Origin of the sequence: Methylibium sp., assembly GCF_035762065.1 — a bacterium.
Taxonomy (GTDB): Bacteria; Pseudomonadota; Gammaproteobacteria; order Burkholderiales; family Burkholderiaceae_C; genus Methylibium.
The window spans coordinates 1-13,483 of the sequence record NZ_DASTPW010000024.1; the positions used below are offsets into that span (position 1 = coordinate 1).

The following is a 13,483-nucleotide window of genomic DNA, read 5'->3' on the forward strand; positions in this document are numbered from 1 at the left end:
CGAGGAGCAGGATGCTGGCGAAGTCGGCAGGCCTGGGCGCGATGGTCGCGGAGTATCGAAGCGAAGCGGTGACGGCGCCGCACCAAGAGAAAAGCCGCCTTGCGGCGGCTCGGGTTCTGGCGGAGTGAGAGGGATTCGAACCCTCGATGCGGCTCTACACCGCATACTCCCTTAGCAGGGGAGCACCTTCGGCCTCTCGGTCACGTTTCCTGCGCAGGCGGGATTATGCCCCAAGGGCCTGCTCTGCAGGCCACTCGGATGGGCCAGTCGTCAGGCCCTCAGGCGGCGGCCTGGTCCAGGTCGAACGCGCGGTGCAGGGCGCGGACGGCCAGTTCCATGTACTTCTCGTCGATGACGACGGAGGTCTTGATCTCGCTGGTGGAGATCATCTGGATGTTGATGCCTTCCTCCGACAGCGCGCGGAACATCTTGCTGGCGATGCCCACGTGGCTGCGCATGCCGATGCCCACGATGCTGACCTTGCAGATGCGGGTGTCGCCCTCGATGCGGTCGGTGCCCAGCGCGGGCAGCACCTTGGCCTTGAGCAGGTCGACCGTGCGCGCGTAGTCGTTGCGGTGCACGGTGAAGCTGAAGTCGGTGCGGCCGTCCTTGGAGAGGTTCTGGATGATGACGTCCACCTCGATGTTGGCGTCGGCCACCGCGCCCAGGATGTTGAAGGCGATGCCCGGCTTGTCGGGCACGCCCAGGATCGACACCTTCGCCTCGTCGCGGTTGAAGGCGATGCCGGACACGACGGCTTGTTCCATTTGTTCGTCTTCCTCAAAAGTAATCAGGGTGCCGGACTTGGCCTCTTCCTCGATCGGGATGTCCCAGGGGGTGAAGCTGGAGAGCACGCGCAGCGGCACGCGGTACTTGCCCGCGAACTCCACCGAGCGGATCTGCAGCACCTTCGAACCGAGGCTCGCCATCTCCAGCATCTCTTCGAAGCTGATGACGTCGAGCCGCTTGGCCTCGGGCACGACGCGCGGGTCGGTGGTGTAGACGCCGTCGACATCCGTGTAGATCAGGCACTCGGCCGCCTTCATCGCGGCCGCGACCGCCACCGCCGAGGTGTCCGAGCCGCCACGCCCGAGCGTCGTGACATGCCCTTGCGCGTCGATGCCCTGGAAGCCCGTGATGACGACCACCTTGCCGGCCGCGAGATCGGCGCGCACGCGCGCATCGTCGATGCTTTCGATGCGCGCCTTGGTGTAGGCGCTGTCGGTCTTGATGGGCACCTGCCAGCCGGTGTAGCTGACCGACTCGACGCCCTCGGCCTTCAATGCGATCGCCAGCAGGCCGACCGAGACCTGCTCGCCGGTCGAGGCGATCATGTCCAGTTCGCGCGCGAGCGCGGCGCTGTGCGAGGCGGGCGAAAGTTCTTTCGCCAGGCCGAGCAGGCGGTTCGTCTCGCCGCTCATCGCCGAAGGAACGACCACCATCTGGTGGCCGGCGCGCGCCCATTTGGCAACGCGCTTGGCAACGTTGCGGATGCGCTCGACAGAGCCCATCGACGTGCCGCCGTACTTGTGAACGATCAGGGTCATGGTGTGCGCGGGTGCTCGGTTGCCCGCTTCGGCGTTCCGCTGCGGCAGGCTGCCGCGCGAGGGCGCGAATTCTAAGTCGCTGCCGCCCGGATCGGCGGCGCACCAGCTCAGCGCGAACTGCGGCTCGCCGGGCTCGGCGAGCGCTCGCGCGTCGATGCCGAGGCCCGGCACGAAGAGCAGCGCGCCGTCGTTCGCGTCGAAGAGCAAGGGCGTGTCGCGCTGCCAAGCCGCAAGGCCTGCCGTCTGGAACTGCTTCTTCAAGCTGCGCGGCGGGCCGCTGCGATGCGCCTGGAACCGTTCGCCGCCGGCGCGCGGGCGCCACTCGCCGTTCGCGAGCCGAGCCAGGGCGATGCCGCCTTCGCGCACGCGCTTCACCTCGAGCGTGCCGCGTCCGCCGGCCACCGGATAGGCGCCGGCCGCGGCGATCGAGATGGGCTCGCGCGCCGCGACCGCAGGCGACGGCGCGAGCGCGACGACCCGCAGCTCGCCTCGGTAGCGCCGCAACGCGACGTGCTCGCCGACCGGCCACCCGGCCGGCGCCCTGCTCGCACGCAGTTCGCGCATCAGCCGGTCGAGCAGGCTCGTCGCCGGTCCCTGGCCCGTTCGCAGCCTCAGCCAAGCCGCGAGCGCAAGCCGCCGGCGCGGCTCGGACAGCGCGAGCCAGCCTTCGAGCCCAAGCCGCTCGCCGGCCTGGAGTCGCGTCAGGTCCTCGAGCGCGATCTCGTCGAGCACGGCCTTCGCTTCGCCGGCACGCCGGCTCGCGTCGACCAGCGCCGCTTCCGCGACCGGGAAAGCCGCGACGAGCGCAGGCATCACCGCGGCGCGCAACCGGTTGCGATCGAAGCGCGCATCGTCGTTGCTCGCATCGTCGATGTGGCCGATGCGATGCCGGCGCACGTAGGCCTCGATCGCTTCGCGGGGCCGGTCGAGCCAGGGCCGCGCCCAGGTGATGCCCTCACGGCTCGCCTGCCGCGGCATCGCCGCTAGGCCGGCCGGGCCGGCAGCGCGCAAGGCCTGCAGCAGGAAGGTCTCGGCCTGATCGCGCCGGTGATGCGCCAGCAGCACCAGGTCGACGCCGATCGCGCGCGCCATCCCCGCCAGCGCCCGGTAGCGCTCGCGGCGCGCCCAGGCTTCGACACTGTCGCCGCGCCGCGGCTGCGTGGCGAGGCGGGTCGCGCTCAGCGCCACGCGCCATCGCCGGCAGCTGGACTCGACGTGCGCCTGCCATGCGTCGGCCTCGGGGTGCAGGCCATGGTGCACATGCAGCGCGTGAATTTCGAGCTGGAGCGAACGCGCGGCATGCAAGCTCGCATGCAGGAGCGCCATCGAATCGCGCCCGCCGCTGACGGCGACCGCGAAGGCGGCCGTGCGGCCCGAGCGCTCAGCGCTCCTTCGTGTCGTTGAAGCGGCCGTAGCTCTTCAGCCGTTCGTAGCGCGCGGCAAGCAACTCGCGGGGCTTGAGGTCCACGACCTGCCGCAGCGCGTCGTTCAATGCGCGCTTCAGGTAGACGGCCATTTGCGCCGGGTCGCGGTGCGCGCCGCCGACCGGCTCGTTGACGATCTTGTCGACGAGACCGAGCGCCTTCAGCCGATGCGCGGTGATGCCCATCGCCTCGGCCGCATCGCTCGCGCGCTCGGCCGTCTTCCACAGGATCGACGCGCATCCCTCGGGCGAGATCACCGAATAGACCGAGTACTGCAGCATCAGCGTCTGGTCGCCGACGCCGATCGCCAGCGCACCGCCCGAGCCGCCCTCGCCGATGATGGTCACGATGATCGGCACCTCGAGCTGGGCCATCGCGAAGATGTTGTGGCCGATCGCCTCCGACTGGCCGCGCTCCTCGGCACCGATGCCGGGATAGGCGCCCGGCGTGTCGACGAAGGTGAAGACCGGCAGGCCGAACTTCTCCGCCAGGCGCATCAGCCGCAGCGCCTTGCGGTACCCCTCCGGCCGGCTCATGCCGAAGTTGCGCAACGCGCGCTCCTTCGTGTCGCGGCCCTTCTGGTGGCCGAGCACCAGGCAGGCCTGGCCGTTGAAGCGGGCGAGGCCGCCGACGATGCTCTGGTCGTCGGCGAAGGCGCGGTCGCCGTGCAGCTCCTGGAAGTCGGTGAAGACGCTCTTCACATAGTCGAGCGTGTAGGGCCGCTGCGGGTGGCGCGCGATCTGCGTCACCTGCCAGGGGCCGAGGCTGGCGTAGATCTCCTTGGTGAGCTGCTGGCTCTTCACCGAGAGGCGGTCGATCTCCTCGGAGATGTCGACGGCCGATTCGCTTTGCACGTAGCGCAGCTCGTCGATCTTGGTTTCGAGCTCGGCGATCGGCTGCTCGAACTCGAGGAAGTGTTTTTTGCTCATCCCGACGGTGTTGTTCGTGCGCTTGGAGCGGGCGGCGATTGTGGCGCAGCGCGCTCAGTACGCGACCGGCAGCGGATCCAGGCTGCGCCAGACGTACCAGGTCGCCACCGAGCGGTAGGGCGCCCAGGCGTCGCCAACCTCGCGCGCCTCGTTGCGGGTGACCGGCTCGCCGCTGAAGTAGTTGACGCTGATGCCCTTGATCAGCCCCAGGTCGTCGAGCGGCAGCACGTCGGGGCGCATCAGGTGAAAGATCAGGAACATCTCGGCCGTCCATCGGCCGATGCCGCGGATCGCGACGAGCTCTTCGATGATCGAGTCGTCGTCCATGCCGCCCCAGCGGCGCACGCGCACGTTGCCTCCCTGGCCGAAGTGTTCGGCCAGGTCCCGCAGGTACTCGACCTTGCGCAGCGAAAGGCCGGCCGCGCGCATCTGCGCAGCGTCGAGCTTGAGCACCTCGGCCGGCTTGATCGGCTGCTCCGGCCCGCCGAGCAGCGCCGCGAAGCGCTTCCAGACCGACTGCGCCGCGGCCACCGAGATCTGCTGGCCGACGATCGAGCGCGCCAGCGTCGTGAAGGCATCGCCGTGGCATTCGAGCCGGGCCTCGCCGAACTTCGGGATCAGCTTGCGCATCACCCGGTCTCGCTTCGCGAGGTGCTTGCAGGCGTCGTCCCAGTAGCTGGGCGTGACGAGCTCGGGCGCGCGCACGGACATGGAGAAGCTCGCTCGAAGCCGCGGGCTCAGGCCCGCACCCAGGTCGTGCCGGACGGTCCGTCCTTCAGCACGATGCCTTGTGCCGCGAGGGCGTCGCGGATGCGATCGGATTCGGCGAAATCCTTGGCGCGCCGCGCGATCAGCCGGGCCTCGATCTGCCGGCCGATCTGCGCCTCGTCGAGCGCGGCGCCGGCCTGCAGGTAGGTGCGGGCGCGCTGGCCGAGCAGCCCGAGCGTGCCGGCGAGCGCGCGCAGCTGGCCCGCGGCCTTCGCATCGCGGCCGCGGTTGACCTCGCCCGCCAGGTCGAACAAGACGGCGACCGCGATCGGCGTGTTCAGGTCGTCGTCCATCGCGGCCTTGAAGCGCGCGGCGTGCGGCTCCTGCCAATCGACCGCCGGGATCGGCGCGTCGTCGAGCCCGTCGATCGCGGTGTAGAGCCGGCGCAGCCCGGCGCGCGCGTCGTCGAGGCCGGCGTCGCTGAAATTGAAGGGGCTGCGGTAGTGCACGCGCTGCATGAAGAAGCGGATCGTCTCGCCGTCGTAGCGCTCGAGCACCTCGCGCACGGTGAAGAAGTTGCCGAGGCTCTTCGACATCTTCTCGTCGTCGACGTTGAGGAAGCCGTTGTGGACCCAGAAGCGCACGAAGCTCCGGTCGCTGCCGTGATGGAAAGCGCCGTCGCTTTGCGCGAGTTCGTTCTCGTGGTGAGGGAACTGCAGGTCCATGCCGCCGCCATGAATGTCGAACTGCGCGCCGAAGTGGGCGTGGCTCATCGCCGAGCATTCGATGTGCCAGCCGGGGCGGCCGGCACCGAAGGGCGACGGGTACTTGGCGTCGTCGGGCTCGTCGGCCTTCGCGGCCTTCCACAGCACGAAGTCGAGCGGATCTTCCTTGCCTTCCAGCACCGCGACGCGTTCGCCGGCGCGCAGTGCGTCGATGCTCTTGCCCGAGAGCCGGCCGTAGCCCGGGAACTTGCGCACCGCGAAGTTCACGTCGCCGCTGCTCGCCTGGTAGGCGAGTCCATGGCGCTGCAGCGTCTCGATGATGCCGACCATGCCGGCGACGTGCTCCGTCGCGCGCGGCTCGTGGTCAGGGCGCGCTATGCCGAGCGCGTCGAAGTCCTGATGCATCGCCGCCGTCATCTCGTCGGTGAGCTGGCGGATCGGGATGCCACGCTCGAACGCGCGCTTGATGATCTTGTCGTCGATGTCGGTGATGTTGCGCACGTAGGTCACGCGCCAGCCGCTGGTGCGCAGCCAGCGCACGAGCGTGTCGAAGACGATGTTCATGCGCGCGTGTCCGACATGGCACAAGTCGTACACCGTGATGCCGCACACGTACATGCGCACGTGGTCGGGTTCGATCGAAACGAACGGCTCGGTGGCCCGAGTCAAGGTGTTGTGCAGGCGCAGGCTCATCGGAGGCGAAGGGTTCGAGGCCTGTGCATCAAGTCTTCATCAGGCTTCGGCGATGCATCGTGCCCCCGGCAGAGGGGCCGCAGTATAGCGATCGACCCTCTTGATTTCGAGGGCGCGCAGGGGTCTCGCGAGCGCATGGACAATGCGCGCCGACGCTGCCTCCGCAGCATCCGAACGAACGAGGAGACCGCATGCTGATCGCCCTGCGCCGCGCCGTTTTCGCCGCTCTCGCGGCGGCCGTCTTGACGCCCCTGCCCGCGCTCGCGCAGAAGGTGCGGCTGGCGACCACCGCCGGCGACATCGTCGTCCAGCTCGACGCCGCGAAGGCGCCCAAAACCACCGCCAACTTCGTCACCTACGTCAAGAGCGGGCACTACGCGGGCACCGTGTTCCACCGCGTGATCGACGGCTTCATGATCCAGGGCGGTGGCATGGACGCCACGATGAGCGAGAAGAAGACCAACGCGCCGATCGCGCTCGAGACGCAAGGCGGCCTGAAGAACGAGCGCGGCACGATTGCGATGGCGCGCACCGGCGATCCCGACTCGGCGACCGCGCAGTTCTTCATCAATCTCGTCGACAACGCCCGGCTCGACTCGCGCGGCCCGGGCACCGGCTATGCCGTGTTCGGCAAGGTCGTCGAAGGCATGGACGTGGTCGACAAGATCCGCGCCGTGCCCACCGGCAACAAGGGCATGCACCAGAACGTGCCGCTCGAGCCGATCACCATCAAGAAAGCCAGCTTGGAGAAATGAAGATGAGCAAGACCATCGAACTGCAGACCAGCCACGGAACGATCCGCGCCGAGCTCGACGACGCCAAGGCGCCGGTGACCGTCGAGAATTTTCTTTCCTATGCGAAGGCCGGCCACTACGACGGCACGATCTTCCACCGCGTGATCCCCGGCTTCATGGTCCAGGGCGGCGGCTTCGAGACCGGCATGAAGCAGAAGCCGACCAACGCGCCGATCGCCAACGAAGCCAACAACGGACTGAAGAACAAGAAGTACACGCTGGCGATGGCACGCACCAGCGCGCCGCACTCGGCGACCGCGCAGTTCTTCATCAACGCGACCGACAACAGCTTCCTCGACTTCAAGAGCGAGAGCCCGCAGGGCTGGGGCTATGCGGTGTTCGGGCAGGTGGTGTCCGGCACCGAGGTCGTCGATGCGATCGAGCGCGTGAAGACGGCGAGCAAGGCCGGCCATGGCGACGTGCCGGTCGAGGACGTGGTGATCCACAAGGTCGTCGAAGTCTGAGCCTCGAGCCGGCGATGACGACCCCTTCGCCCGCCGGCCCCCCTGCGCTGCCGCAGTTCTACGAATTCGACGCGCCGCGCAGCTGGCGCGCGATCGATCTCGTCTCCGACCTGCACCTCGAAGCAAGCCGGCCGCGCACCCTCGACGCCTTCGCGGCGCACCTGCGCACCACGCCGGCCGACGCGGTCTTCATCCTCGGCGACCTGTTCGAGGCCTGGATCGGCGACGACGCGCGCTTCGAGGGTTTCGAGCAGCAGGTGCTGCAGCTGCTGCAGGAAGCCAGCGCCCGCCTGAGCCTTGCCTTCATGGCGGGCAACCGCGACTTCCTCGTCGGCACCGCGATGCTGCGCGATGCCGGCATCGCCGCGCTGCCCGACCCGACGGTGCTGCGCGCCTTCGGCGAGCGCGTGCTGCTCACGCATGGCGACGCGCTGTGCCTGTCCGACGTGGCGTATCAGCGCTTCCGCGCGATGGTCCGCTCGCCGGCCTGGTGCGCCGAGGCGCTCGCGCGCCCGCTCGCCGAACGGCGCGCCTATGCACAGCAGATGCGCAGCGCGAGCGCTGAAACGCAGCGACTGCAGCGACCCGAGCAGTGGGCCGACGTCGATGCGAGCGCGGCGGTGCGCTGGATGCACGAGGCGGCGGCGCCGGTGCTGGTCCACGGCCACACGCATCGCCCAGGCGGCCAGGATCTCGCGCCCGGCTACCGGCGCGAAGTGCTGAGCGACTGGGAGCTCGACGTCGCCGACGCCGCTCCGCGCGCCGAGGTGATCCGCCTGAGCCTGCGCGGGCTCGAACGGCTCGCACCCAGCGGCCTCGCCGCCGCGCCGTGATCCGCCGCTGGTGGCGCGCGCGCCGTGAACGGCGCGTGCTCGAACAGCGGCCGATTCCGGACGCGCTGTGGCGGGCGACCGTCGCCGCCCACCCCTTCCTCGCTGCACTCTCGCCCGACGAAGCTGGGCGGCTTCACGCGCTCGCGACGCTGTTCCTCGCCGACAAGGAGTTCTCGGCGGCCGGCGGGCTCGAGATCACCGACGCGATGGCGGTGAGCATCGCCGCACAGGCCTGCCTGCCGGTCCTCGAGCTCGGGCTCGACCTGTACCGCGGGTTCGTCGGCATCGTCGTGCATCCGGACGAGGTCGTCGCGCGGCGCAGTCACGCCGACGAGATCGGCGTCGTGCACGAGTACGACGAGCCGCTGGTCGGCGAGGCGGTGGAGGGCGGGCCGGTGATGCTGTCGTGGCGCGACGTCGCCGAAGCCGGCGCGAGCGCCGAGCAGGGCTACAACGTCGTGATTCACGAGTTCTGCCACGTGATCGACATGGCCGACGGAGCCGCCGACGGCGTGCCACCGTTGCGCGACGCCGCGGCGCACAGGCACTGGCGGCTGGTCGTCGAAGCCGGTCACGAGCGTCTGTGCCGGCAGATCGGCGGTGGGCAGTCGCCGTTCCTCGACCCCTACGGTGCCGAGTCGGTCGAGGAGTTCTTTCCGGTCGCGGCGGAAGCCTTCTTCGTCGCGCCCCGCGCGTTGCGCGACGAGCAGCCGCAGCTGTACGAGCTGTTCGTCGGCTACTTCGGTCAGGACCCGGCCGCCCGCATCGCGCGCCCTTGAGGCCGTGCCGCCTTCGGGCGGGCGAACCTCCGTTCGCTGGGGTGTCGGCCGGCCAAGGGCCGGGCGCCGAAGCTCGTCGCTCCGACCAAGCGAAGGAGCCCGAACATGCACCGCCCTGCCCCGAATACCAAGACCGTGCTGAAGACGCTGGCGGCGGTCGTCGCGCCGCGCGCCCGTTCGACGACGCACGACAGCGTCTTCATCGTCGGTGACCTGGTGCTGCGGCCCGGCCACGGCGTCCTCGCCCGCAACGCGTCAGCGACCGCTGCCGCGCCGCGACACGACTGAAAAACGAGGGGAGCCGAAGCTCCCCTCGGTCGCCGCGCGAGGCCTTGTCAGTCGGCCGTCGCCGGCTCGGCCTTGGGCTTGTCGCTCTTCTTGTTCGGCGTGATGTCGAGCACCGGCTTGCCTTCGGCATCGACGTCGACCGCGAGCCGGCCGCCATCGACCAGCTGGCCGAACAGCAGCTCGTCGGCCAGCGCGCGCCGGATCGTGTCCTGGATCAGCCGCTGCATCGGCCGCGCGCCCATCAGCGGATCGAAACCCTTCTTCGCGAGGTGCTTGCGCAGGGCATCGCTGAAGGTGACATCGACCTTCTTCTCGGCGAGCTGCGTCTCCAGCTGCAGCAGGAACTTGTCGACCACGCGCAGGATGATCTCTTCGTCGATCGCCCGGAAGCTGACGATCGCATCGAGCCGGTTGCGGAACTCGGGCGTGAACAGGCGCTTGATGTCGCCCATCTCGTCGCCGCTCTCGCGGGTGTTGGTGAAGCCGATCACCGCCTTGTTCATCGTCTCGGCGCCCGCGTTGGTCGTCATGATGATGATGACGTTGCGGAAGTCGGCCTTGCGCCCGTTGTTGTCGGTCAGCGTGCCGTGGTCCATCACCTGCAGCAGCACGTTGAAGACGTCCGGGTGGGCCTTCTCGATCTCATCGAGCAGCAGCACCGCGTGCGGCTTCTTCGTCACCGCCTCGGTCAGCAGGCCGCCCTGGTCGAAGCCCACGTAGCCAGGAGGCGCGCCGATCAGGCGGCTGACCGTGTGGCGCTCCATGTACTCGGACATGTCGAAGCGGATCAGCTCGATGCCGAGGATGAACGCGAGTTGCTTGGCCGCTTCGGTCTTGCCGACGCCCGTCGGGCCGCTGAAGAGAAAGCTGCCGATCGGCTTGTCGGGCTTGCCAAGGCCGGAACGCGCCATCTTGATCGCCGAGGCCAGGGCATCGAGCGCCGGGTCCTGGCCGAAGACAACGCTCTTGAGGTCGCGGTCGAGGTTCTTCAGCTTGCTGCGGTCGTCGTTGCTGACGCTCGCGGGCGGGATGCGCGCGATCTTGGCGACGATCTCTTCCACCTCGGCGCGGTTGATCGTCTTCTTCTGCTTGCTCTTCGGCAGGATGCGCTGCGCCGCGCCGGCTTCGTCGATCACGTCGATCGCCTTGTCGGGCAGGTGCCGGTCGTTGATGAACTTGGCCGACAGCTCGGCCGCCGCTTGCAGCGCACCGAGCGCGTACTTCACGCTGTGGTGCTCTTCGAAGCGCGACTTGAGGCCCTTGAGGATCTCGATCGTCTGCTCGACGGACGGCTCGACGACGTCGACCTTCTGGAAGCGACGCGACAGCGCCGCATCCTTCTCGAAAATGCCGCGGTATTCGGTGAAGGTGGTCGCGCCGATGCACTTGAGCTGGCCGGAGCCGAGCGCGGGCTTGAGCAGGTTGCTCGCATCCAGCGTGCCGCCCGACGCGGCGCCGGCACCGATCAGGGTATGGATTTCGTCGATGAACAGGACCGCGTTGGGCTGATCTTTCAACGCCTTCAACACCGCCTTCAGGCGTTGCTCGAAATCGCCGCGGTACTTCGTGCCCGCCAGCAACGCGCCCATGTCGAGCGAATACACGGTCGCGTCGAGCAGGATCTCGGGGACGTCGCCTTGCGTGATCCGCCAAGCCAGGCCTTCGGCAATCGCCGTCTTGCCGACACCTGCTTCGCCGACCAGCAGCGGGTTGTTCTTGCGCCGGCGGCACAGCACCTGGATGACGCGCTCGACTTCATGCTCGCGGCCGATCAGCGGGTCGATCTTGCCGTCGCGCGCGAGCTGGTTGAGGTTCTGCGTGTACTGGTCGAGCGGCGAGCCTTTGCCTTCGGTCGCGTCTTCCTTCTCGCCTTCGCCGCCGTTGCCTTCGGAGCCCTTCGCAGGCTCCGGCGGCTCGCTTTTCTTGATGCCGTGGGCAATGAAGTTGACGACGTCGAGCCGCGTCACCCCCTGCTGGTGCAGGTAGTACACGGCGTGCGAGTCCTTCTCGCCGAAGATGGCCACCAGCACGTTCGCGCCGGTCACCTCCTTCTTCCCCGAGCCGGTCGACTGCACATGCATGATCGCGCGCTGGATCACGCGCTGGAAACCGAGCGTCGGTTGCGTATCGACCTCGTCGGTTCCGCCGACGGTCGGCGTGTTCTCCTTGATGAACTGCGTCAGGCTCTTGCGCAGGTCGTCGACATTCGCGGAGCAAGCCTTCAGCACCTCCGCGGCCGAAGGGTTGTCGAGCAAGGCAAGCAGCAGGTGCTCGACCGTGATGAATTCATGGCGCTGCTGTCGGGCTTCGACGAACGCCATGTGCAGGCTGACTTCCAACTCTTGCGCAATCATGCGGCCTCCATGGTGCATTGCAGGGGATGGCCCGAGCGCTTGGCCGCTGCGAGCACGGTCTCGACCTTCGTCGAGGCCACATCCTTGGTGTAGACGCCGCACACGCCCCGACCCTCGTGGTGGATCTTCAGCATGATCTGCGTCGCGGTTTCGTGGTCGCGCTGGAAAAACTCCTGCAGGACCATCACGACGAACTCCATCGGCGTGTAGTCGTCGTTCAAGAGCACCACTTGGTAGAGCTTCGGCGGCTCGACACGTTGCGCCTTGCGCTCGACGACGACCGAACCCGCACCGTCGTCGGGTCGGGTGACCGGACGCTGTGGCGCCGGCGCTTTCGGTGTCTCGTCAGGCATGACGGCAAGTTTATCGATCGCTGTTCGCAGAGTCGGTCAAGAGGGCGAAGGACGTGTCGTTCGAGCGAGAAAGGGTGCCCGAGTTCGGGCGTTCGACACAGGGCCTTGCGACTTCCATGCCGGCCAATATGGCATCTGAGGCGGCAAAGACAAGCCCCGGCTCAGGGTCGCTGGCAATCCCTTGTCGATGACCCCTAAGCCGAGTGGCGCACGTTGCCTTGACAGCCCCGGGGCTCGTTTCTGAAAATCCTTGACCTGTCACCAGGGAGACAAAAGCATGACCGCAGGCACAGTCAAGTGGTTCAACGATGCCAAGGGCTTCGGATTCATCGAACCCGACGGCGGCGGCGAGGACGTCTTCGCCCATTTCTCCGCGATCCAGATGGACGGCTTTCGTACGTTGAAGCAGGGCAGCCGGGTGAGCTTTGAACTGGTGCAGGGGCCGAAGGGCAAGCTGGCGCAGAACATCGCGGCGCTCGACGGCGCCGCCCGCGCGCGTCAAAACGAAGCCGCTCAGGTAGAAACCGCCGAACCTGGTTCCCACTGACGCCGCACAGGGACGCCGAGCGCCCACCAACGTTGCAGGTCGGGCAACCCGATGGGGCCGATCTCGCCGTCGGCCGGCGGTTGCCAGTCGGCGCGTTCGTGCAGCCCAGGCCCGGCGGCGATTGCGCCCGGGATCTCGGCAGCGGCGAAGTAGCTGCTCCAGGTGATGACGAAGGGGCAGCCCGCCTGGCGCGCAGCCTCCGCTCCGGCCGGCGAATCCTCGATCGCCAGCACCTCGTCGGCACGCAGCGCCAGCCTATCGAGCGCGAGCCGGTAGGCCTCGGGATCGGGCTTCTTGCGCGCGACGTCGTCGCCGCAGACCACCACCGCGAAGCGATCGGCCCAGCCCGGGCCCCAGGCCGCCTCGAGCAGGGCCTCGACGTTGCCGCGGCCGCTGGTCGTGACGATCCCCATTGCGATGCCCTGCGCAGGGCCGGCTTCCATCACCTCGCGCACGCCCGGGCGCAGCGGCACCTGCCCTGCCCGCACCCGCCGGGCGTAGTCGCGGTTCTTGTGCTCGTGCAGGCGCCGCGCCAGCGCCTCGCGCTCCGCCGCGGCAGGCGGCGCGTCCGAGCGACTCGCCATGTCGTGCAGCAGGCGCTCGCGGCCGCCGGTCACTGCGAGCAACTCGCCGTAGCGCGTTTCATCCCAGCGCCACCCGAGGCCGCAGGCTTCGAAGGCGGCGTTGAAGGCGACGCGGTGGCCGTCGCGTTCGGTTTCCGCCAGCGTGCCGTCGACGTCCCAGAGAAGCGCGCGCAAGCCGCCCATGCACCTCAGGCCCGCCGCGCCCCGGAGATGCCGAGCACGTGGTCGGCGACCTCGGCCAGCGATTCGAACAGCCTGTCAGGCTTGGAATCAGCGACCGGCGTACCCGCGTTGTAGCCGTAAGGCACCGCCCAGGCTGCGACACCGGCGTTCCGCGCGGCGGCGACGTCAATCGACGAGTCGCCGACATGCGCCGTGCCCTCCAGGCTCGCGTCGAGCGCCTGCGCGACATGCCGCAGCACGCGGCCATCCGGCTTCTTGTACGGCAGGGTATCGCCGCC

The 13,483-nt window shown here is 68.5% G+C and carries 14 protein-coding genes and 1 pseudogene; 6 read left to right on the top strand and 9 right to left on the bottom strand.

Annotation, left to right across the window (positions count from 1 at the left end; genetic code table 11):
• Window positions 1–278: 278 nt before the first annotated feature.
• The 5 genes and pseudogenes from VFR90_RS07265 to cysS form a co-directional block, all read right to left on the bottom strand.
• The gene (locus VFR90_RS07265) at window positions 279–1,547 is read right to left on the bottom strand and encodes an aspartate kinase (protein WP_326405454.1); all 1,269 of its coding nucleotides are present in this window, start codon (window positions 1,545–1,547) and stop codon (window positions 279–281) included.
• Between the two features lie 114 nt (window positions 1,548–1,661).
• Window positions 1,662–2,903, bottom strand: a pseudogene (tilS, locus tag VFR90_RS07270) (tRNA lysidine(34) synthetase TilS); the annotation flags it as partial.
• Between the two features lie 25 nt (window positions 2,904–2,928).
• Window positions 2,929–3,900 carry an acetyl-CoA carboxylase carboxyltransferase subunit alpha gene (locus VFR90_RS07275; RefSeq protein ID WP_326405441.1) on the bottom strand — a complete coding sequence of 324 codons (972 nt, stop codon included), beginning with the start codon at window positions 3,898–3,900 and terminating at the stop codon, window positions 2,929–2,931.
• A 54-nt stretch (window positions 3,901–3,954) separates the two neighbouring features.
• On the bottom strand, window positions 3,955–4,611 hold the full coding sequence (locus tag VFR90_RS07280) for a DNA-3-methyladenine glycosylase family protein (RefSeq protein ID WP_326405442.1): 657 nt from the start codon (window positions 4,609–4,611) through the stop codon (window positions 3,955–3,957).
• Window positions 4,612–4,637: 26 nt separating this feature from the next.
• Entirely contained in the window at window positions 4,638–6,026 is a 1,389-nt protein-coding gene (cysS, locus tag VFR90_RS07285) for a cysteine--tRNA ligase (RefSeq protein ID WP_326405443.1), read from the bottom strand.
• Window positions 6,027–6,217: 191 nt separating this feature from the next.
• Here cysS and VFR90_RS07290 point away from each other — a divergent pair, with 191 nt between their 5' ends.
• From VFR90_RS07290 to VFR90_RS07310, 5 genes are all read left to right on the top strand, one after another.
• Window positions 6,218–6,781, top strand: coding sequence for a peptidylprolyl isomerase (locus tag VFR90_RS07290; RefSeq protein WP_326405444.1), 564 nt, complete (start codon window positions 6,218–6,220; stop codon window positions 6,779–6,781).
• Between the two features lie 2 nt (window positions 6,782–6,783).
• Window positions 6,784–7,284 (top strand): peptidylprolyl isomerase, encoded by a 501-nt coding sequence (locus VFR90_RS07295; protein ID WP_326405445.1) that lies wholly within the window; start codon window positions 6,784–6,786, stop codon window positions 7,282–7,284.
• Window positions 7,285–7,298: 14 nt separating this feature from the next.
• Window positions 7,299–8,117, top strand: a complete 819-nt coding sequence (locus VFR90_RS07300) for a UDP-2,3-diacylglucosamine diphosphatase (protein WP_326405446.1) — start codon at window positions 7,299–7,301, stop codon at window positions 8,115–8,117.
• Complete coding sequence (locus VFR90_RS07305; RefSeq protein ID WP_326405447.1) at window positions 8,114–8,896, top strand: M90 family metallopeptidase; 783 nt, start codon at window positions 8,114–8,116, stop codon at window positions 8,894–8,896. Before VFR90_RS07300 ends, VFR90_RS07305 begins: the two co-directional genes overlap by 4 nt.
• A 105-nt stretch (window positions 8,897–9,001) precedes the next feature.
• A complete protein-coding gene (locus VFR90_RS07310) occupies window positions 9,002–9,184 on the top strand; it encodes a hypothetical protein (RefSeq protein WP_326405448.1) in 183 nt (60 codons plus the stop codon).
• Window positions 9,185–9,231: 47 nt separating this feature from the next.
• On the opposite strand, the gene clpA is transcribed toward VFR90_RS07310, so the two are convergent.
• Both clpA and clpS read right to left on the bottom strand, forming a co-directional pair.
• Window positions 9,232–11,538 (bottom strand): ATP-dependent Clp protease ATP-binding subunit ClpA, encoded by a 2,307-nt coding sequence (gene clpA, locus VFR90_RS07315; protein WP_326405449.1) that lies wholly within the window; start codon window positions 11,536–11,538, stop codon window positions 9,232–9,234.
• Window positions 11,535–11,891 (bottom strand): ATP-dependent Clp protease adapter ClpS, encoded by a 357-nt coding sequence (clpS, locus tag VFR90_RS07320; protein WP_326405450.1) that lies wholly within the window; start codon window positions 11,889–11,891, stop codon window positions 11,535–11,537. The genes clpA and clpS overlap by 4 nt, the downstream gene beginning before the upstream one ends.
• A 277-nt stretch (window positions 11,892–12,168) precedes the next feature.
• On the opposite strand from clpS, the gene VFR90_RS07325 reads away from it, so the two are divergent.
• Window positions 12,169–12,438 (top strand): cold-shock protein, encoded by a 270-nt coding sequence (locus tag VFR90_RS07325; protein ID WP_326405451.1) that lies wholly within the window; start codon window positions 12,169–12,171, stop codon window positions 12,436–12,438.
• Here VFR90_RS07325 and VFR90_RS07330 read toward each other — a convergent pair.
• On the bottom strand, window positions 12,405–13,205 hold the full coding sequence (locus tag VFR90_RS07330; RefSeq protein ID WP_414676506.1) for an HAD-IA family hydrolase: 801 nt from the start codon (window positions 13,203–13,205) through the stop codon (window positions 12,405–12,407). The genes VFR90_RS07325 and VFR90_RS07330 overlap by 34 nt on opposite strands.
• A gap of 5 nt (window positions 13,206–13,210) precedes the next feature.
• Window positions 13,211–13,483, bottom strand: a 273-nt coding sequence (locus tag VFR90_RS07335; RefSeq protein WP_326405453.1) for an HAD-IA family hydrolase, incomplete at its 5' end; no start/stop codon positions are given.

Coding starts and splice junctions, on each gene's coding strand:
- clpA (WP_326405449.1), bottom strand. CDS start 11,538: ATGATTGCGCAAGAGTTGGAAGTCAGCCTGCACATGGCGTTCGTCGAA.
- VFR90_RS07325 (WP_326405451.1), top strand. CDS start 12,169: ATGACCGCAGGCACAGTCAAGTGGTTCAACGATGCCAAGGGCTTCGGA.
- VFR90_RS07300 (WP_326405446.1), top strand. CDS start 7,299: ATGACGACCCCTTCGCCCGCCGGCCCCCCTGCGCTGCCGCAGTTCTAC.
- VFR90_RS07265 (WP_326405454.1), bottom strand. CDS start 1,547: ATGACCCTGATCGTTCACAAGTACGGCGGCACGTCGATGGGCTCTGTC.
- VFR90_RS07330 (WP_414676506.1), bottom strand. CDS start 13,205: ATGGGCGGCTTGCGCGCGCTTCTCTGGGACGTCGACGGCACGCTGGCG.
- clpS (WP_326405450.1), bottom strand. CDS start 11,891: ATGCCTGACGAGACACCGAAAGCGCCGGCGCCACAGCGTCCGGTCACC.
- VFR90_RS07290 (WP_326405444.1), top strand. CDS start 6,218: ATGCTGATCGCCCTGCGCCGCGCCGTTTTCGCCGCTCTCGCGGCGGCC.
- cysS (WP_326405443.1), bottom strand. CDS start 6,026: ATGAGCCTGCGCCTGCACAACACCTTGACTCGGGCCACCGAGCCGTTC.
- VFR90_RS07275 (WP_326405441.1), bottom strand. CDS start 3,900: ATGAGCAAAAAACACTTCCTCGAGTTCGAGCAGCCGATCGCCGAGCTC.
- VFR90_RS07280 (WP_326405442.1), bottom strand. CDS start 4,611: ATGTCCGTGCGCGCGCCCGAGCTCGTCACGCCCAGCTACTGGGACGAC.
- VFR90_RS07295 (WP_326405445.1), top strand. CDS start 6,784: ATGAGCAAGACCATCGAACTGCAGACCAGCCACGGAACGATCCGCGCC.
- VFR90_RS07310 (WP_326405448.1), top strand. CDS start 9,002: ATGCACCGCCCTGCCCCGAATACCAAGACCGTGCTGAAGACGCTGGCG.